At 72.0% G+C, this 15121-nt stretch carries 12 protein-coding genes; 1 reads left to right on the forward strand and 11 read right to left on the reverse strand.

Annotation, left to right across the window (positions count from 1 at the left end):
- Positions 1 to 82 precede the first annotated feature (82 nt).
- The 11 genes from ABZ873_RS31905 to ABZ873_RS31955 form a co-directional block, all read right to left on the reverse strand.
- Positions 83 to 1312, reverse strand: coding sequence for an acyltransferase (locus ABZ873_RS31905; protein WP_360879564.1), 1230 nt, complete (start codon positions 1310 to 1312; stop codon positions 83 to 85).
- 209 nt (positions 1313 to 1521) lie between these two features.
- The gene (locus ABZ873_RS31910) at positions 1522 to 2769 is read right to left on the reverse strand and encodes a VCBS repeat-containing protein (protein WP_360879567.1); all 1248 of its coding nucleotides are present in this window, start codon (positions 2767 to 2769) and stop codon (positions 1522 to 1524) included.
- The gene (locus ABZ873_RS31915; RefSeq protein WP_360879570.1) at positions 2766 to 3548 is read right to left on the reverse strand and encodes a hypothetical protein; all 783 of its coding nucleotides are present in this window, start codon (positions 3546 to 3548) and stop codon (positions 2766 to 2768) included. The genes ABZ873_RS31910 and ABZ873_RS31915 overlap by 4 nt, the downstream gene beginning before the upstream one ends.
- A gap of 66 nt (positions 3549 to 3614) precedes the next feature.
- Positions 3615 to 4811: a UDP-N-acetylglucosamine 2-epimerase (non-hydrolyzing) gene (gene wecB, locus ABZ873_RS31920; protein ID WP_360879572.1), complete on the reverse strand. Its 1197-nt coding sequence runs from the start codon at positions 4809 to 4811 to the stop codon at positions 3615 to 3617.
- Positions 4812 to 5112: 301 nt separating this feature from the next.
- Positions 5113 to 6798 carry a BBE domain-containing protein gene (locus ABZ873_RS31925; protein ID WP_360879575.1) on the reverse strand — a complete coding sequence of 562 codons (1686 nt, stop codon included), beginning with the start codon at positions 6796 to 6798 and terminating at the stop codon, positions 5113 to 5115.
- Positions 6799 to 6802: 4 nt separating this feature from the next.
- Positions 6803 to 8068: an MFS transporter gene (locus ABZ873_RS31930; protein WP_360879578.1), complete on the reverse strand. Its 1266-nt coding sequence runs from the start codon at positions 8066 to 8068 to the stop codon at positions 6803 to 6805.
- Between the two features lie 7 nt (positions 8069 to 8075).
- Complete coding sequence (locus ABZ873_RS31935) at positions 8076 to 8861, reverse strand: SDR family oxidoreductase (protein WP_360879581.1); 786 nt, start codon at positions 8859 to 8861, stop codon at positions 8076 to 8078.
- 105 nt (positions 8862 to 8966) lie between these two features.
- Positions 8967 to 10412, reverse strand: coding sequence for a DHA2 family efflux MFS transporter permease subunit (locus ABZ873_RS31940; protein ID WP_360879584.1), 1446 nt, complete (start codon positions 10410 to 10412; stop codon positions 8967 to 8969).
- Positions 10413 to 10490: 78 nt separating this feature from the next.
- A complete protein-coding gene (locus tag ABZ873_RS31945) occupies positions 10491 to 11492 on the reverse strand; it encodes a ParB N-terminal domain-containing protein (protein WP_360879587.1) in 1002 nt (333 codons plus the stop codon).
- A 214-nt stretch (positions 11493 to 11706) separates the two neighbouring features.
- Positions 11707 to 12618 carry a UTP--glucose-1-phosphate uridylyltransferase GalU gene (galU, locus tag ABZ873_RS31950; RefSeq protein ID WP_360879590.1) on the reverse strand — a complete coding sequence of 304 codons (912 nt, stop codon included), beginning with the start codon at positions 12616 to 12618 and terminating at the stop codon, positions 11707 to 11709.
- A 61-nt stretch (positions 12619 to 12679) separates the two neighbouring features.
- The gene (locus ABZ873_RS31955) at positions 12680 to 13285 is read right to left on the reverse strand and encodes a TetR/AcrR family transcriptional regulator (protein ID WP_360879593.1); all 606 of its coding nucleotides are present in this window, start codon (positions 13283 to 13285) and stop codon (positions 12680 to 12682) included.
- Positions 13286 to 13575: 290 nt separating this feature from the next.
- Between ABZ873_RS31955 and ABZ873_RS31960 the strand changes: the two genes are divergently transcribed.
- Positions 13576 to 14706 (forward strand): transposase, encoded by a 1131-nt coding sequence (locus ABZ873_RS31960; RefSeq protein WP_360879596.1) that lies wholly within the window; start codon positions 13576 to 13578, stop codon positions 14704 to 14706.
- Positions 14707 to 15121 lie beyond the last annotated feature (415 nt).

The following is a 15121-nucleotide window of genomic DNA, read 5'->3' on the forward strand; positions in this document are numbered from 1 at the left end:
CAGGAGCCCGCGCCGGCGGATGCCGACGCGGGCGGTGAGCGGTAGGGCGGGAGCGGCAGGGCCGTGAGCGGTGGGGCGGCGGTCAGTCGCGGGTGGCCGCGCTGACGGGGGTGCGGTCCCCGGCCGGTTCGCGGGGCGCGACCGGGACCGGGGCCGGGGTGGTCCGCGTACGGGGGCGGGCGCGGCCGAAGCGGCGCATGACGGGCATCTCCACGAAGCGGTAGAGGAGCCAGCCGCCCAGCAGGGAGGCGGCGAAGAAGCCGGCGACGACGAGGAGGGCGACGGGCACGCCGTAGGTGTGCTCGCCGAGCAGGGAGCGCAGGTAGAAGATCGTGACGCCCTGGACCAGGTAGAAGCCGAAGGAGACCTCGCCGAGCCAGACCATGGGGCGGCTGCGCAGGAAGGTGCTGCGGCCCTCGACGTCGGCGTGGGCGGTGGCGCCGATGAGCGCGGCGACGGGGACGATCGTGGCGACGACGAAGCCGTACTGGAAGGGCGCGACGAGCGCGGCGGCGTAGCCGAGCACGGTGAGCGCGAGGGAGACGCCGAGGCCGACGCGGCGCGGCCACAGCCCGGCGAGGACGATGCGGGCGAGCAGGATGCCGAGGACGAACTCGAAGAGGCGGCCGGCGGGGAGCAGGTAGCCGAACCAGAACTGCATGCCGGAGATGGGCGTGATGGTGGACTTCGGGGTGTCGGGGACGAAGTAGGTGGCGATGAGCTGGACGGCGACCATCCCGGCGATCATCGCGGCGCTCCAGCCCCACAGGGCGGTCCGGCCGCGGAGCTTGCGGATCGGGACGATGAGCGCGGGGAAGAGCATGTAGAACAGCAGCTCGCTGCCGAGGGACCAGCTGGGCGGGTTGACGCTGAGGTTGACGGTGGGCTGCGGCCACCAGGTGTGGATGAGCAGCAGGTTCGGCAGCCAGTCGACGACTCCGGTGACGGCCGAGCCGGCGAAGAGCAGCATCGCGGCGGCGAAGACGACGAGGTGGTTGGGGAAGATCTTCAGCAGCCGGCGGCGGAGGAACGCGGTGACGGGCTCGCCGGGTTTGGCGGCCCAGGCCAGGACGAAGCCGGAGAGCACGAAGAAGAAGGAGACGCCCAGGTAGCCGGCCTTGCCGAAGGCGGTGGAGAACCAGTCCGCGATGCCGGCGTCGGCGAAGGGGTTGATGGGGGCGTTGGGCGGGATCGGGGAGTCGGTGAGGGAGGAGTGGAAGAAGAAGACGGAGAGGGCGGCGAAGAACCGCAGGCCGGTCAGTGAGGGCAGCTTCGCCCGCTTCGCGGCGTCGGAGGACGTCGTGGAGGCCACAGGGAATCGCTCTTTCGGAAGAGGTGTGGGAGAGGGTGCGGGGGGGGACGGCCGCCCGGGGCCGGGATCCGCCGTACGGCGGGTGGGGCACGGTCCCGGGCGGCGCGCGCGGGGGCGTCGCGGGGAGCGGGCGTCGCGGAAGGGGCTTCGCGGAATGGGCTTCGCGGAGGGAGCTTCGCGGAAGGGGCGGGACTGCCCGTCCGGGGGCTCTACTGCTCGATCTGGTTGCGGTAGAGCATGAGCTTGGCCTCCTTGGCCACGTAGTAGTTCTGCACCGAGTAGGCGATGGTGGCGAAGTCCAGGCGGCCGTCGCCGTTGAAGTCGGCGGTGGCGATGCGGGCGACGGACTCCTCGGAGACCCGCCATTTGGCCCAGATGCCGTTCGCGGCGTCGATGGCCTTGTAGTACATGACGCCCTGCCAGGGCCACGGGCCTCGCAGGGCCACCAGGAACTCGTCGTCGCCGTCGCCGTCGAAGTCGGCGCAGACGATCTGGTGGCCGGGGCCCTCGCCGTTCTCGTTGGGGTCCCCGTACACGTCGAGCAGGACCCGGTTCCAGCCCTCGCCCGCGGTGTCCTTGGTGTAGACGGCGACGGTGTTGCCGTGGAAGGGCTCGATGGCGGCGACGTAGGCCATCGGGTCGTCACCGAGGCGGCCCGCGTTGAGGTCGCCGCTGCCGCGGAAGCCGGTCTGCTCGAACTGGGTGAGCTCGCCGGTGCCGATCAGCTCGCGGATCCACTCCTGGCGGGCCTCGTCGTACCAGAGCCAGGTGACGCCCTCGTCGGAGGCCAGCAGCAGGGATTCGAGGTCGGAGCCGGGGACGAGGCCCCGCTTCTTCTCGGCTCCGTGGATCATCCGGAAGTGGCTGTCGTCGATGACGGTCATCGGCCATTCCTCGGCCGTGTGCACATCGTCGGGCTGGGTGAACAGCACCACCGGCAGGACGGCGTGGACGTCCTCCTTGGCGACGATCGGCAGGCCGATGATCTGGAGCCGGTCGGTGCGGGTGAAGTGGCCGGCGCGCAGCCGGTGCATGCCGGTGGCGCGGCCGACGTAGTGGCGCTTCCAGCGGGACTCGTCCTTGTCGGGGGTGCCCGGGTTCTCCAGCCAGTCGATCTTGCCGCCCTCGGTGTTGGCGTCGTGGATGGTGCCGATCGGGCCGTAGAGGTCGTAGCAGACGATGACGTCGGGGTGGCCGTTGCCACTGACGTCCGCGAAGTCGGCGCCGACGGGCATCTTGATCCGGTCGGCTATCAGGCGGCGGGTCCAGTCGCCGTCGTTGGCGTACCAGTAGATCTCCCCGAGGCGCAGCCCGTAGCCGAACAGGTCGGGCTTTCCGTCACCGTCGATGTCGGGGGCCTCCAGCCAGTAGCCGTCGCGGAGCTGGTCGGCGACGACCTCGGCGGTGAACTTCGGGGTGCGCAGGGCGTTCTCGGTGTGCTTGCCGGTGGCGGTCATGGCCGGGTCTCCAGAGGGGTGAGGGCGGTGGCGGGGCGGAGGGTGCGCAGGGCGCGGGGTACGGGGTGGTACTCGATGGCGAGCCAGATGCAGTCGGTGTCGGCCCGGTACTGGTGCCAGGGGTAGTGGTAGGTGCACTGGGGGCCCGTGGCACAGAACGGGTCGGGGGTGGTGTAGCCGGGGCTCATCAGGACGTCCTGGTAGAGCGAGGCGTGGTCGCGGTCGCGGAAGCGCTGCATCCGGCCGAGGCCGTGGACCTGGGTGTGGACCTCGATGAAGTCGTGCTGGTTGTGGACGGCGCAGTCGGTGCCTGCGGGCGAGAACCAGAGGTTCGCGCGGACGGTGAACTCGCGCAGGTCGGTGGCCGTCTCGCGTTCGCCGAGCACGTGGGCCGGGTCGAACAGGACGGTGTTGATCTCGTCCTGGGGGCTGCGGTGGAGCGGGGTGCCGTGCGGGAACTCGCCGGGGGCGAGCAGGTCCGCGAGGTGGGACCAGCCGGGCTCGGCGGTGATGCCGGTGACGTCGGTGCCGTCGGGGGCGGTGCGCAGCAGGAGGAGGGCGTCGGCCTTCTCGATGCGGGTGTCGGCGAGGACGGTGGAGGAGAGCGGGGGGATGGTCTTGCGCGGCTCCTCCGCGATGGTCACGGGCGTCACGCCGGGGTTGACGACGATGGTGCGGCCTTCGACGGTGTAGTCCACGGCGTCACGCACGAGGTCGGCCCTCAGGTACGGGGTGCTGAAATTCAGCGGGCGTTCGCTGGCGGACGGGGTGGCGCTCATGCGCTTCCTCTCGGTCGGATGCCTCGGTCAGGTGCCTCGGCCGGCTGCCCCGGCCGGGTACGTCGCTCAGGTGCGGGCGAAGTCGGCGGTGCGGGCCAGCTCGACGCTGAGCTCGTCGGCGGCGCTGTCGGGGACGAAGGGCTCGGGGGCGGGCCCGAGGCCGAAGAAGTGGGCGAGGGCCGCCACGGTGCGCTCGGTGGCCCGTCCGTCGCCGTACGGGTTGGCGGCGTTGGCCATCCGGTCGTAGGCGGCCCGGTCGCGGAGCAGTTCGAGGGTGTGGCCGACGATGCCCTCGGTGGCCGTGCCGACGAGGCAGGCGGTGCCGGCGACGATGGCCTCGGAGCGCTCGGTGACGCTGCCGAGGACGAGGGTGGGCTTGCCGAGGGCGGGGCCCTCCTCCTGGCTGCCGCTGCTGTCGGAGACGATGATGTCGGCGCGGCCCATCAGCTTGCAGAAGCTGAGGTAGGGCAGCGGGTCGGTGACGGTGATGGCCGGGTGGTCCCCGATGTGCGGCAGCAGCGCCTCGCGGACGACGGGGTTGCGGTGCAGCGGTACGACGACGCGCACGCCGGGCTCGTCGGCGATACGGGCCAGGGCCTGCCCGATCTGCGGCAGGTGCGGCCAGGCTTCGCGGCGGTGCGCGGAGGCGAGGATCACCTGGCGGGGGTCGGTGTCGAGGTCGGCCAGGGCGGGGTCGCCGTAGCTGTCGGCGCGGCCGCTGGCCCAGCGCAGGGCGTCGATGACGGTGTTGCCGGTGACGCAGACGGTGTCGGCGGTGATGCCCTCGCGCAGCAGGTTGGCGAGGTTGCCGGGGGTGGGGGCCAGGTGGAGGGCGGCGACCTGGGCGACGAGCCGTCTGTTGCCCTCCTCGGGGAAGGGCGAGCCGAGCCGGCCGCTGCGCAGTCCGGCCTCGACGTGGACGACGGGGATGCGCTGGTGGAATCCGGCCAGGGCGCCGGTGAGGGTGGTGGCGGTGTCCCCGTGGACGAGGACGGCGTCGGCGGGTGTGGCGGCGAAGTAGTCCTCCAGGCCGCGCAGCGAGCGGTAGGTGACCTGGGAGAGGGTCTGCTTGGGGGCCATCACCTTGAGGTCGACGTCGGCGGTGAGGCCGAAGGCGTCGAGGGTCTCGTCGAGCATCTGGCGGTGCTGGCCGGTGGAGATCACGACGGGCTCGAAGCGCGGGTCGTCCTGGAGGGCGCGGATGACGGGCGCGAACTTGATGGCTTCCGGCCGGGTGCCGAGGACTACGGCGACGGAACGCATGGTTTTCCTCTACTTCCTCAGGGGTCGGGAATCGGGCCGTGGCGGGGCGGGGCCGCGGGCATGGCGGTGCCGCGGGTCCTGCGGTGGGTGGGGCGGCCAGGGGATCGGATCTCACTGCGAGGGGCTTTTCGGCTGCCCTCTTCCGGCCAGGACCCAGCTTTCCCGGAGCGGCCCGGGGAGTCAACGAACACCCCGCGGCCACTCGAACAGGCGAGCGGGCACGCAAGAGGCCCCGCACTCCGGGGGCAGGAGTGCGGGGCCTCTGATCAGGGGAAACGGCCGGCGGAGGGCCGGTGTGGGGTCAGCTCCGGGCGGGCTTGATGGACATGGAGTGGCGGAAGAAGTCGGAGGGGTCGTACCGCTTCTTCACCTGCTGCAGGCGCGGGTAGTTGTCCTTGTAGTACAGCGTCTGCCAGGGCACACCGGACCGGTTGCGCCGCGGGTCGGTGATGTCGCGGTCGGGGTAGTTGATGTAGCAGCCGTCGGTGCTGTCGTCGATCAGCGGCACGCCTCCGGTCGGCGCGAAGAAGTCCTCGTACAGGCCGCGCAGCCAGCCCAGGTAGAAGGCGTCCTCGCTCTCCTCCTGCCAGAAGGTCTGGAAGCACATCTTGAAGATGGACGTCCGCTGCGCGTTGGCCGTGGCGTCGGGTGCGACGGCGTTGACCTGGCCGCCGAAGGAGAACAGCACGAGCATGGTGTCGGGGTTCTTGAAGTCCGGCCGGCTCATGTGCCGGTACAGCGCCTGGATCTGATGGTCCGTGAAGTTCTTGCGCATGTAGGCGGACTTGTGGGCCCCGCGCGAGGTGGGGTTGGTGATGGTGGGGTTGTTGGTGCCGACGAGCCGGGTCGCCTGGAGCCAGGGCAGCGTACGGGGCTCCGCGAGCTGCGGCATGGCGGGCAGCTCGCCCGTGGGGCGGCTGAGTGCCCGCGGGGTGATGCCCGTACCGGCGGTGATGGCCGCCAGGTAGTCGTCGAGCAGCTTGCGCGCGCCCGGGACGGTTGCGTCGACCTGGGTGAACATGCCCACGCTGCCATGGGCCTTGGAGCTGACGTTGAAGAGGCTGGAGAGGTTGCGGTAGGGGGAGTCGGGCGCGCTGTGGGCGGCGTGCCAGGCGCCGAAGTTCTTGAGCAGCCGGGTGAAGCGTGCCTCCGTCAGCTGCTCCCACGGGAAGTCGATGGCGCTGACCAGGACCTTCGAGGGCGGGGAGATCAGCTGCTCGGAGGGCTCGCTGCCCTTGGCGCCCGGGGAGCGGAACCAGTAGCGGGTCACCAGGCCGAAGTTGCCCCCGCCGCCGCCGGTGTGCGCCCACCACAGGTCGCGGTGGGGGTCGTTCTTCTCCCGGGTGGCGACCACGGTGCGGACGCCGCCCCGCTCGTCGGTGACGACGACCTCCACGGCGTAGAGGTGGTCGACGACGAGGCCGTGGGCCCGGGACAGCAGCCCGTAGCCGCCGCCGACGATGTGCCCGCCGGCCCCGACGCTGTAGCAGATGCCGCCGGGTATGGTCACGCCCCAGCCCTTGTACAGGGCCTCGTAGACATTGATCAGGCGGGCCCCCGACTCGACGACGAACGCCCGGAACGTGGGGTCGTAGCCGACGTACGTCATCTCCGAGAAGTCGAGGATCACCTCGGTCCCGGGGTGCGCGGCGAAGTCCGCGAAGCAGTGGCCGCCGCTGCGGACGGAGACCCGCTTGCCGGCCCGGACGGCGTCTCTGAGGGCGCGTTCGGCGTCGGCGGTGGAGCGGATCATCTTGACGTAGTGCGGACGGGCCACGAACCGCTGGTTGTTGCCGGTGGTCAGCATCTCGTAGCGCGGATCCCCCGGCCGTACGACGGCTCCCGTCCCGGTGGTACCGGCGGCGGCCGCGGCCGCCTCGGGGGCCGTGGCGGCGGACGCGGGCCCGGCGAGGGCGCCGGCCACGGCCGCGCCTCCGACGACGGCCGCGCTACGGGTGAGCATGGTCCGGCGATCGACACCGTTCATGGTGCTACCTCGACTTCTGTTCGACGATGGGGTGGGTGCCGTACGCGACACCGGGAGCGGGGAGCTGTGCGGGGACGGGCTGCGGTTCCGCGAGGTGAGCCTTGTCCGGCAGGGCGGGCCGGGCGCCGCCCCGGCGGTCGAGGCGGCCGGAGAGGGCCGCGGTACCCAGGCCCGCGGCGGCGAGTCCGGCGCCGATCCAGGTCGGCGCGGTCCAGCCCAGGCCGTGCGCGACGGCCAGGCCGCCGAGCCAGGCGCCGAGGGCGTTGCCGAGGTTGAAGGCCGCGATGTTCGCGGCGGAGGCGAGCGCCGGGGCCCCGGCGGCCTGCTGCATCACCCGGGCCTGGAGCGGCGGCACGGTGGCGAAGCCGATCGCGCCGAAGGCGGCCAGGGTGACCGCGGCGGGCAGGGCGGCCCGGGAGGTGAAGGTGAAGACCACCAGCACCAGGCTGAGGCCGCCGAGGATCAGGTACAGGCTGGGCATCAGGGCCCGGTCGGCGGCGCGGCCGCCGAGCACGTTGCCCACGCACAGCCCGGCCCCGAAGAGGACGAGCAGCCAGGCGACGGCCCCGTCGGAGAAGCCGGCCAGCTCCGTCATCATCGGCGCGAGATAGGTGAAGGAGGCGAAGACCCCGCCGAAGCCCAGCACGGTCGTGGCCAGCGCCAGCCACACCTGCGGCCTGCGGAAGACGGCCAGTTCACCCCGGAGCGCCCCGCGCTCCGGCGCCGGCTGCGCCGGGACCAGCGTGAGCAGGGCGAGCAGTCCGAGGACCCCGATGGCCGTGACCGCCCAGAAGGTCGAGCGCCAGCCGAACTCCTGGCCCAGGAAGGTGCCCAGCGGCACACCGAGCACATTGGCCAGGGTGAGGCCGGTGAACATCAGGGCGATGGCACTGGCCCGCCGGTCGGGGGCCACCAGGTCCGCCGCGACGACGGAGCCGATGCCGAAGAAGGCGCCGTGCGTGAGGGCCGCGATCAGCCGCCCGCCCATGAGGGAGGCGTAGTCCCCGGCGAGGGCGCAGAGCAGGTTGCCCGCGATAAAGATTGCCATGAGCACGACAAGCATGGTCTTGCGGGGAAGCCGGGCACCGGCGGCCGTCATCAGCGGCGCGCCGACGACCACGCCCAAGGCGTAGCCGGTGACGAGCATGCCGGCGGAGGGGATGGACACGGACAGGTCGTCGGCCACTTCGGGGAGCAGGCCGACGATGACGAACTCGGTGGTCCCGATCCCGAAGGCGCCGACCGCGAGGGCGAGGAGTGAGGCACGCATCGGCCGGTCAGATCTGCCGCAGGGCGCCGCCGTCGACGCTCCACTCGGCGCCGGTGACCTGGCCCGCCAGCGGCGACAGCAGGTACGCGATGACCCCCGCGACGTCCTCGGGGGTCCCGATACGGCCGCTGGGCAGCCGGCGCACCTCGCGGACGAAGTGCTCGACGGCCTCGTCGGCGGGCAGCCCGAAGCGCTCCCCGAGCTGTTCGGCGAAGCCTCCGGGAGCGTCGAAGAGAGCCGTCCGGGTGGGGCCTGGCGAGACGACGTTGGAGCGGACGGCGCGGGCGCCGAACTCCGCGGCGAGGGACTTGGAGAGGGACAGCAGCGCGGTCTTGCTCGCGGCGTAGTCGACGATGCCGGCCTCGGGGTAGCGGGCCGCCTCGCTGGCCACGTGGACGACGGCGCCCGCGCCGGAGTCGAGCAGGGCGGGGAGGGCGGCCCGGGTCATGCGGACCGCCGAGTGGAAGTTGACCTCGAAGGTCTGCTTCCACTGCTCGTCGGTCACGTCGAGGAAGCCGGTACGGGATTCCAGCGCGCCGGCGTTGTTCACGAGGCCGTCGAGCCGGCCGTGGCGCTCGATCACCGCGTCGGCGATCTCCCGGGCGGCGTCGGGGTCGGTGAGGTCGGCGGTGAGGGTGCTGACCCGCTCGCCGAGGGCTTCGGTGCTCCACGGCTTACGGGCGACACCGACGACGGTGGCACCTTCGGCGGCCAGCACCTGGACGGTCGCGGCGCCGATCCCGGAGGACGCGCCGGTGACGAGGTACACGCGGTCTTCGATGTGGAGGTCCATCAGGTTCCTTGGGGAGGGGGCGGCCCGGCACGGGCGGCGGGTCCGGGGGGGGGTGGACGCCGACCGTGCCGGGACGCCTCGGGGGGGATGGGGCGGTGGGAAGCCTCAGCCGGTGGCGGCGAGGTCCTTCGCGGCCTTGTTCCGGAGGAAGAGGACGGTGGTGAGGATGCCGAGGACGACCACGGCGGTGTTGACGATGACGGCGGTGGTGATGCCCGCGTGGATGTCCGTGTTCGCCGCGACGACCGCGGACATGATCGGCGTACCCATGGTGATACCGATCTGCTGGGTCATCGTCGCCAGACCCGTGGCCATGCCCTGCTCGTGGTCGGGGAGGCCGGTCGTCGCCGTCACCATGAAGCCGACGATCACCAGCATGTTGCCGACGCCGCCCGCGAAGGTGGCGATCAGCAGCAGCCACATCGACGCCGAGGTCTCACCGAGGGCGACCAGGCTGAGCGTGGCGACGGCCTGGAGCACACCACCGATGATCAGCGTGGAGCGGGTGCCGACCGCGCCGATGACGCGCGGTGCGATCGAACCGCCGATGACCGTGCCGATGCCCAGGACACCGAAGGACAGACCGGCCGTGAGGGGCGAGAAGTCCAGGACTTCCTGGAGGTAGAGGGTCATGAGGAAGACCAGGCTGGTCTCGGTCAGGAAGGCGATCAGGCCGGCGATATTGCCCCAGGCCACGGTCTTCTTCTTGAGTACGGAGACGGGCACCAGCGGGGCGGCGGACTTCGACTCGATCACATAGAAGGCGATGAGCAGCACCACACCGGCCGCGAGCCAGCCCAGCGCGGACGGGGCTCCCCAGCCGTGCTCGCCCGCCTGCGTCAGCCCGTAGATCAGGGCCAGCAGACCCAGGGTCACGGCGGTGGCGCCGGGGACGTCCAGCTTCGGGCGCTCGGCGGGGCGGGATTCCTTGATGACCGCCGGGGCGATGAACAGCACCGCCAGCGCCACCGGCACGTTGATGAAGAAGGCCCAGCGCCAGGACAGCAGGTCCGTGAGCACACCGCCGAGGATCGCGCCGGTGGTGAAACCGGCCGACATCAGCGCGCCGTTGAGCCCCAACGCCTTCTGCCGCAGCGGCCCTTCGGGGAAGGAGGTGGTCAGCAGGGACAGACCGGCCGGGGTCACGGCAGCCGTCGCCAGGCCCTGGAAGACGCGGGCCACGATCAGCATCTCCGGCGAGGTGGCCAGGCCACCGACCAGGGACGACAGGCCCAGTACCGCCAGGCCCCCCAGGAACAGCCGCCGCCGCCCGAACAGGTCCGCGACCCGACCGAACAGCAGCGTGAAACCGGCCGCGCACAACGCGAACGAGGTCGCGATCCACTGCAGGTTCGACAGCGAGAACCCGAGCCCGTCACCGATCACCGGCAGGGCCACATTCAGGATCGAGAAGTCCACCGCCAGCATGAACTGCGCCACCAGCAGGACGACGAGGATCAGCTTGAGACGTCCGTCCAGGCGAACGGGGCCCTCGGCTCCTCCCCCCTCCCCCGAATCCGCGTCAACACGCGCTCCCTCGACAACCGACATCGCCATACATCCTTTCGATCTTTCGATCACAACGGGGGCCTTCCACGTCGAAGGCCGTTCTTCGCCGGGGAAGCCGGCTCAGGCAGGGGGGTGCGCCGTAGCGCGTCGTCGCAGTTCCTCCGAGAGGTCCTGCCAGTCGCGGGCGCACTGGGCGGCCGCCGCGGCGGCCGTCTCGGCGCGGTACGGGGGTACCGAGGCGACGATCCGTTCCCGCTGGCGCAGTGCGCTCACCTGGAGGTCGAGCATGCGCAGCAGCAGCCGGCCCGCCTCGCTCAGCCTGAGCAGGGGGTCCTTGCACAGGCCGGTGACGAGCGCGGGCAGTGGCTGCCCGCGGCCCCGGGCGGGCACCGGGTCCGGGGCGGGGGCCGGGGTGGTGACGGAGCGCCGCTGGGCGGCGGGCACGGGATCGGCTCCTTCGTCGATCCGGCGCCGTACGTCCCGCACGGTGGAGGGCGCGATGCCCGCCTCCCGTGCGATCTGCCGCAGTGAGGCGGTGGGCCGGCCCGCGAGGAGCCGGGCCGCCTCCTCCCGGCCGCGGACGGGATCGGCCGGGCGGATGCGCCCGTCCCGGCCGACCCGGCCGGGCGGGGTCCGGTCCGGGGCCTCGCGGCGCCGGAGGGCCCCGACCGTCTTGGCGGCCAGGCCGGTGCGCTGGGCGATGCCCCGGTCGGACCAGTCGGGGTGGGTGCGCAGGATGCGGGCCGCCGCGGCGGTGCGTTCCGCGTGGTTCAGCGGCAGTCCGTGGCTGATGTTCGCCTCGACCGAGAGCACGAAGGCGTCCTCGGCGCTGCCGTCGAAGTAGGTGACGCGCACGGTGTCGTGGCCGCGCAGTACGGCGGCCCGCAGCCGGTGCGTCCCGTCGATGACGCGCATCGTGGTCCGGTGCACCAGCAGCGGCGGCAGGGTCCGGCCGGAGTGGGCGAGGTCCTGTGCGTGGCCCTCGTCGACGTGCACGGCGCGGGGGGAATCCGCGGCGAGCAGTGCGCCGACCGGCACTTCGGCCGTGGCGCCGGGGGGCGGCGCCAGGTGGGGGGTGGTCCTCGGGTCGGCCATGGAGCTGGAGTTCACCTCCCTTCGCATCCCTTCACCTCCCTTCGGGTCTCTTCGGGTCTCTTCGTCCGCCCGGCGGCTCGGGCCCCGCGCTGTTCGCCGGGCCCGGAGAAGAAATTACGTAATTACCGTTCGGTAACCTGCATCGAGAGCGAAGTCCGGTGAGATCTGGGCAAGTTGGCGACGTCATGGCTGGTGGGAGGTGGGCGACCGCGGAACTTCCCCGGTCGCCCACCGGGGCGACTCAGACCCCGACCAGCTCCTCGGCGCGTACGAACTCCCGCAGCCAGGAGAGGAATCCGGGTCCCAGGTCCTCGCGCTCGCAGGCGAGCCGGACCGTGGCGCGCAGGTACTCGGCGCGGTCCCCGGTGTCGTAGCGGCGGCCGGAGAAGACCACGCCGTGCACGGGGCGCCCGGCCCGGACCAGGGCACGCAGGGCGTCCGTGAGCTGGATCTCGCCGCCGCGCCCCGGGCTCGTACGCCGCAACTCCTCGAAGATCTCGGGGTCGAGGAGGTAGCGGCCGATGATGGCCAGGTTGCTGGGAGCGGTGCCGGGCTCGGGCTTCTCGACGAGCTCGGTGATGCGTACGCCGTCCCCGCCCGCGGGGTCCGGCCGCTCGACGGCGGCGCATCCGTACAGGTGGATCGCGTCCGGGTCCACCTCCATGAGGGCGACGACACTGCCGCCGAGCCGGGCGCGGACCTCGGCCATGCGGCTCAGCAGGGGGTCGCGGGGGTCGATCAGGTCGTCGGCCAGGAGCACGGCGAACGGCTCGCTGCCGACGTGGGGCGCCGCGCAGAGGACGGCGTGGCCGAGACCCTTGGGGTCGCGCTGGCGGACGTAGTGGATGTCGGCGAGTTCGGTGGAGGCGCAGACGCTGTTGAGTTTGTCCTGATCACCACGTCGCTGGAGGGCTTCCTCCAGCTCGTAGTTGCGGTCGAAGTGGTCCTCCAGCGGCCGCTTGTTGCGGCCGGTGACCATGAGGATGTCGGACATCCCCGCCGCGACGGCCTCTTCCACGACGTACTGGATGGCCGGCTTGTCGACCACGGGGAGCATTTCCTTCGGCGTGGCCTTCGTCAGCGGCAGGAATCGGGTACCGAGTCCTGCGGCGGGGATGACTGCCTTGGTTATCCGGGGAGGTGTGGAATTCATGACGCCGACGCTAGGGGCAGCGAGGGTAATGCGGCCAGAATTCCACGCCGTATGCGCCTACTTAGGCATTTCCCCGTGCGGCGGGAGCGGCGACGCGGCGCCGGACGAGGCGCCAGAGCTCGCTCAGCTCGCCGACGACCGAGCCGGGCGGATGCCCGTCCCGGCCGCGACGCGCCCGTACGATCGTGCCGCCGACCAGATGGGCCGTCAGCAGGGTGAGCGGACGCGGATCCACCTCGGGATGCAACTGCCCTTCCTGCGCGGCCTGTTCCAGTAATTCCCCGACGTCAGGGACCCAGCAGCCACACCATTCGGGGCCCGCGCCGACCCGTTCCTGACTCAGCCGGGCGGCGGCGCGCACGGCGGCGTCCGTCTCGATCAGCCCGCCGAGGGCGAGGACGAGCGAGGAGACGGCGTCCAGGGCCGGCTCGCCGCGGGACGTCACCCCCTCCACCACTTTCCGGGTGGCGGCCCGGCCCGAATCCTCGACGGCCGAAGCCAGTTCCCCCTTCGCCGAGAAGTGGAAGGTGACGGCTCCGATCGAAATTCCGGCGGAACGGCTCAGCCGGGACAGGGATGTGCCGTCGTATCCGTGGCGGTCGAATTCGGCGGCGGCCACCGAGATCAGATGATTACGGGTGCGTACGCCGCGCTCTTGCTTTACCACTGTGCTATCACTGCCATCCGGTCGGTTCCTCACTCGCCGTCGTCCTGCGCGGAGACGGCGGCTCCCTCCAGCGTCACCCGGGCGGCGGGGGCGCACAACGCCGACTTGACGAAGAAGCGCCCCTGCCCGCCGCCCCGCGCCGGGACCGCCGCCGGCGCCGACGGCGCCGGATACCAACGTGCCCAAGTCGTCAGCCGGACGCCATGGTTTCGCTAGAAAAAAAACGAACGTTCTGTATTCTAGTGCTCGTCGATGACGCACGCCCGCCTCCGTGCAGAAGGGGGAGACAGATGACGGCGCACACGCGGACCCGAGCCCTGGCAGCCGGTGACACCGCCCTGGACGAGTACACAGAACGCCTCTTCGGCCACTTACCGAGGGCCGACCAGCGCAGATGGGCCCGGGTCTACTTACAGGGCCTGCTCACCACCCCGGGCAAGAAGTCCGTCCGCAGGCTCGCCGCCTCGGTGACCGAGTCACCGACGGCCTCGCAGTCCCTGCAGCAGTTCATCAACGCGAGCCCGTGGGAGTGGGATCCGGCCCGTACGGAGCTCCAGCGCTGGGTGGAGGAACGTCACGCGGTGCGCGCGTGGACGATCGGCCAGGTCTGCTTCCCCAAGCGGGGCGAGCACTCGGTCGGCGTGCACCGCCGCTTCGACCCGGCCGCCGGCCGCATGGTGAACTGCCAGTTCGGCTTCGGCCTCTTCCTCTCCCTGGACGGGATGAGCCTGCCGGTGGACTGGCGGCTGGTGCTCCCCGAGTCCTGGTCGGCGGATCCCGCCCTGCGCAGGCGGGCCCGCATCTCGGCCGACGCCGTCCACCAGAGCCCGGAGTCCCTGGTCCTGGACCTGCTCGACGCCACGGCCGCCCGCACCACCGCCGTACGCCCGCCCGTGGTGGCGGACCTCAGCCGTCTCACCGGGGCCGCCGCCCTGATCGGCACCCTGGCCCGCCGCGGCCACGACTTCCTGGTCTCGGTCCCCCCGGCCCTCCCGGTCTGCGCGGCGGGCCCCGAGCCCACCCGCCACGGAACCACGGCAGCCGACCTCACCCGCCGCACCACCACCACCCACCCCCACTCCCCCCGCATCCCCATCCACTCCACGCTGGTCCGCGTCCCGGGCGACGGCGGCAAGGGCACCGGCGGCCTCCGGGGCTACCGCCTCTTCGGCGAAGGCCGCCCGGACGGCCGGCTATGGCTCACGAACATGAGCCGCCACCGCATGGACGACCTCCTGCACCTGACCCGCCAGTCGACCCGCGCGGGCGCCACCCTGGCCACCCTGGCGGAGGACTTCGGCCTCCTGGACTTCGAGGGCCGCTCCTTCCCGGGCTGGCACCACCACATGACCCTGATGTCCACGGCCTACGCCTACACCCACCGCCCCCTCCCCGCCATCCCCCACCAACGCCGCCACTGACACCGGGCCTTACTGGCGACGCCCCGCCCCCACCTCAACCACCGTCGCTTGAGGCCCGGCTTCGGCGGAGCCGGGGTCACCCACCACTCAATCGCGGCCGAACTGCGGGCCGGCCCAAATCCAAGCCCCTTCGGCGGAGCCGAGCTTGCGCCCGCCAAGCCGCACCCATCCACCGAGCGGGGCCACAATCCAGCCCCGCCGGCGTTTGAGGCGCGGGCCCGGGCAGCGCCCGGCACCCGGCGGAGCCGGGGTCACCCCCGACAAGCCGCAGGCGAACGGCGAGCCGCACACACTCCAGCTCCGCCGAGGCGGGCCGCGCGGCCCACTTCCAGCCTCGCCGGCGTTTGAGGCGCGGGTCCGGGCAGCGCCCGGTGCCCGGCGGAGCCGGGGTCACCCCAGATCGGAAGTGCGTCGG

It is taken from the genome of Streptomyces sp. NPDC047014, from assembly GCF_040644195.1.
In the GTDB taxonomy this organism is placed as follows: domain Bacteria; phylum Actinomycetota; class Actinomycetes; order Streptomycetales; family Streptomycetaceae; genus Streptomyces.

Coding starts and splice junctions, on each gene's coding strand:
- ABZ873_RS31910 (WP_360879567.1), bottom strand. CDS start 2,769: ATGACCGCCACCGGCAAGCACACCGAGAACGCCCTGCGCACCCCGAAG.
- ABZ873_RS31915 (WP_360879570.1), bottom strand. CDS start 3,548: ATGAGCGCCACCCCGTCCGCCAGCGAACGCCCGCTGAATTTCAGCACC.
- wecB (WP_360879572.1), bottom strand. CDS start 4,811: ATGCGTTCCGTCGCCGTAGTCCTCGGCACCCGGCCGGAAGCCATCAAG.
- ABZ873_RS31925 (WP_360879575.1), bottom strand. CDS start 6,798: ATGAACGGTGTCGATCGCCGGACCATGCTCACCCGTAGCGCGGCCGTC.
- ABZ873_RS31930 (WP_360879578.1), bottom strand. CDS start 8,068: ATGCGTGCCTCACTCCTCGCCCTCGCGGTCGGCGCCTTCGGGATCGGG.
- ABZ873_RS31935 (WP_360879581.1), bottom strand. CDS start 8,861: ATGGACCTCCACATCGAAGACCGCGTGTACCTCGTCACCGGCGCGTCC.
- ABZ873_RS31940 (WP_360879584.1), bottom strand. CDS start 10,412: ATGTCGGTTGTCGAGGGAGCGCGTGTTGACGCGGATTCGGGGGAGGGG.
- ABZ873_RS31945 (WP_360879587.1), bottom strand. CDS start 11,492: ATGCGAAGGGAGGTGAACTCCAGCTCCATGGCCGACCCGAGGACCACC.
- galU (WP_360879590.1), bottom strand. CDS start 12,618: ATGAATTCCACACCTCCCCGGATAACCAAGGCAGTCATCCCCGCCGCA.
- ABZ873_RS31960 (WP_360879596.1), top strand. CDS start 13,576: ATGACGGCGCACACGCGGACCCGAGCCCTGGCAGCCGGTGACACCGCC.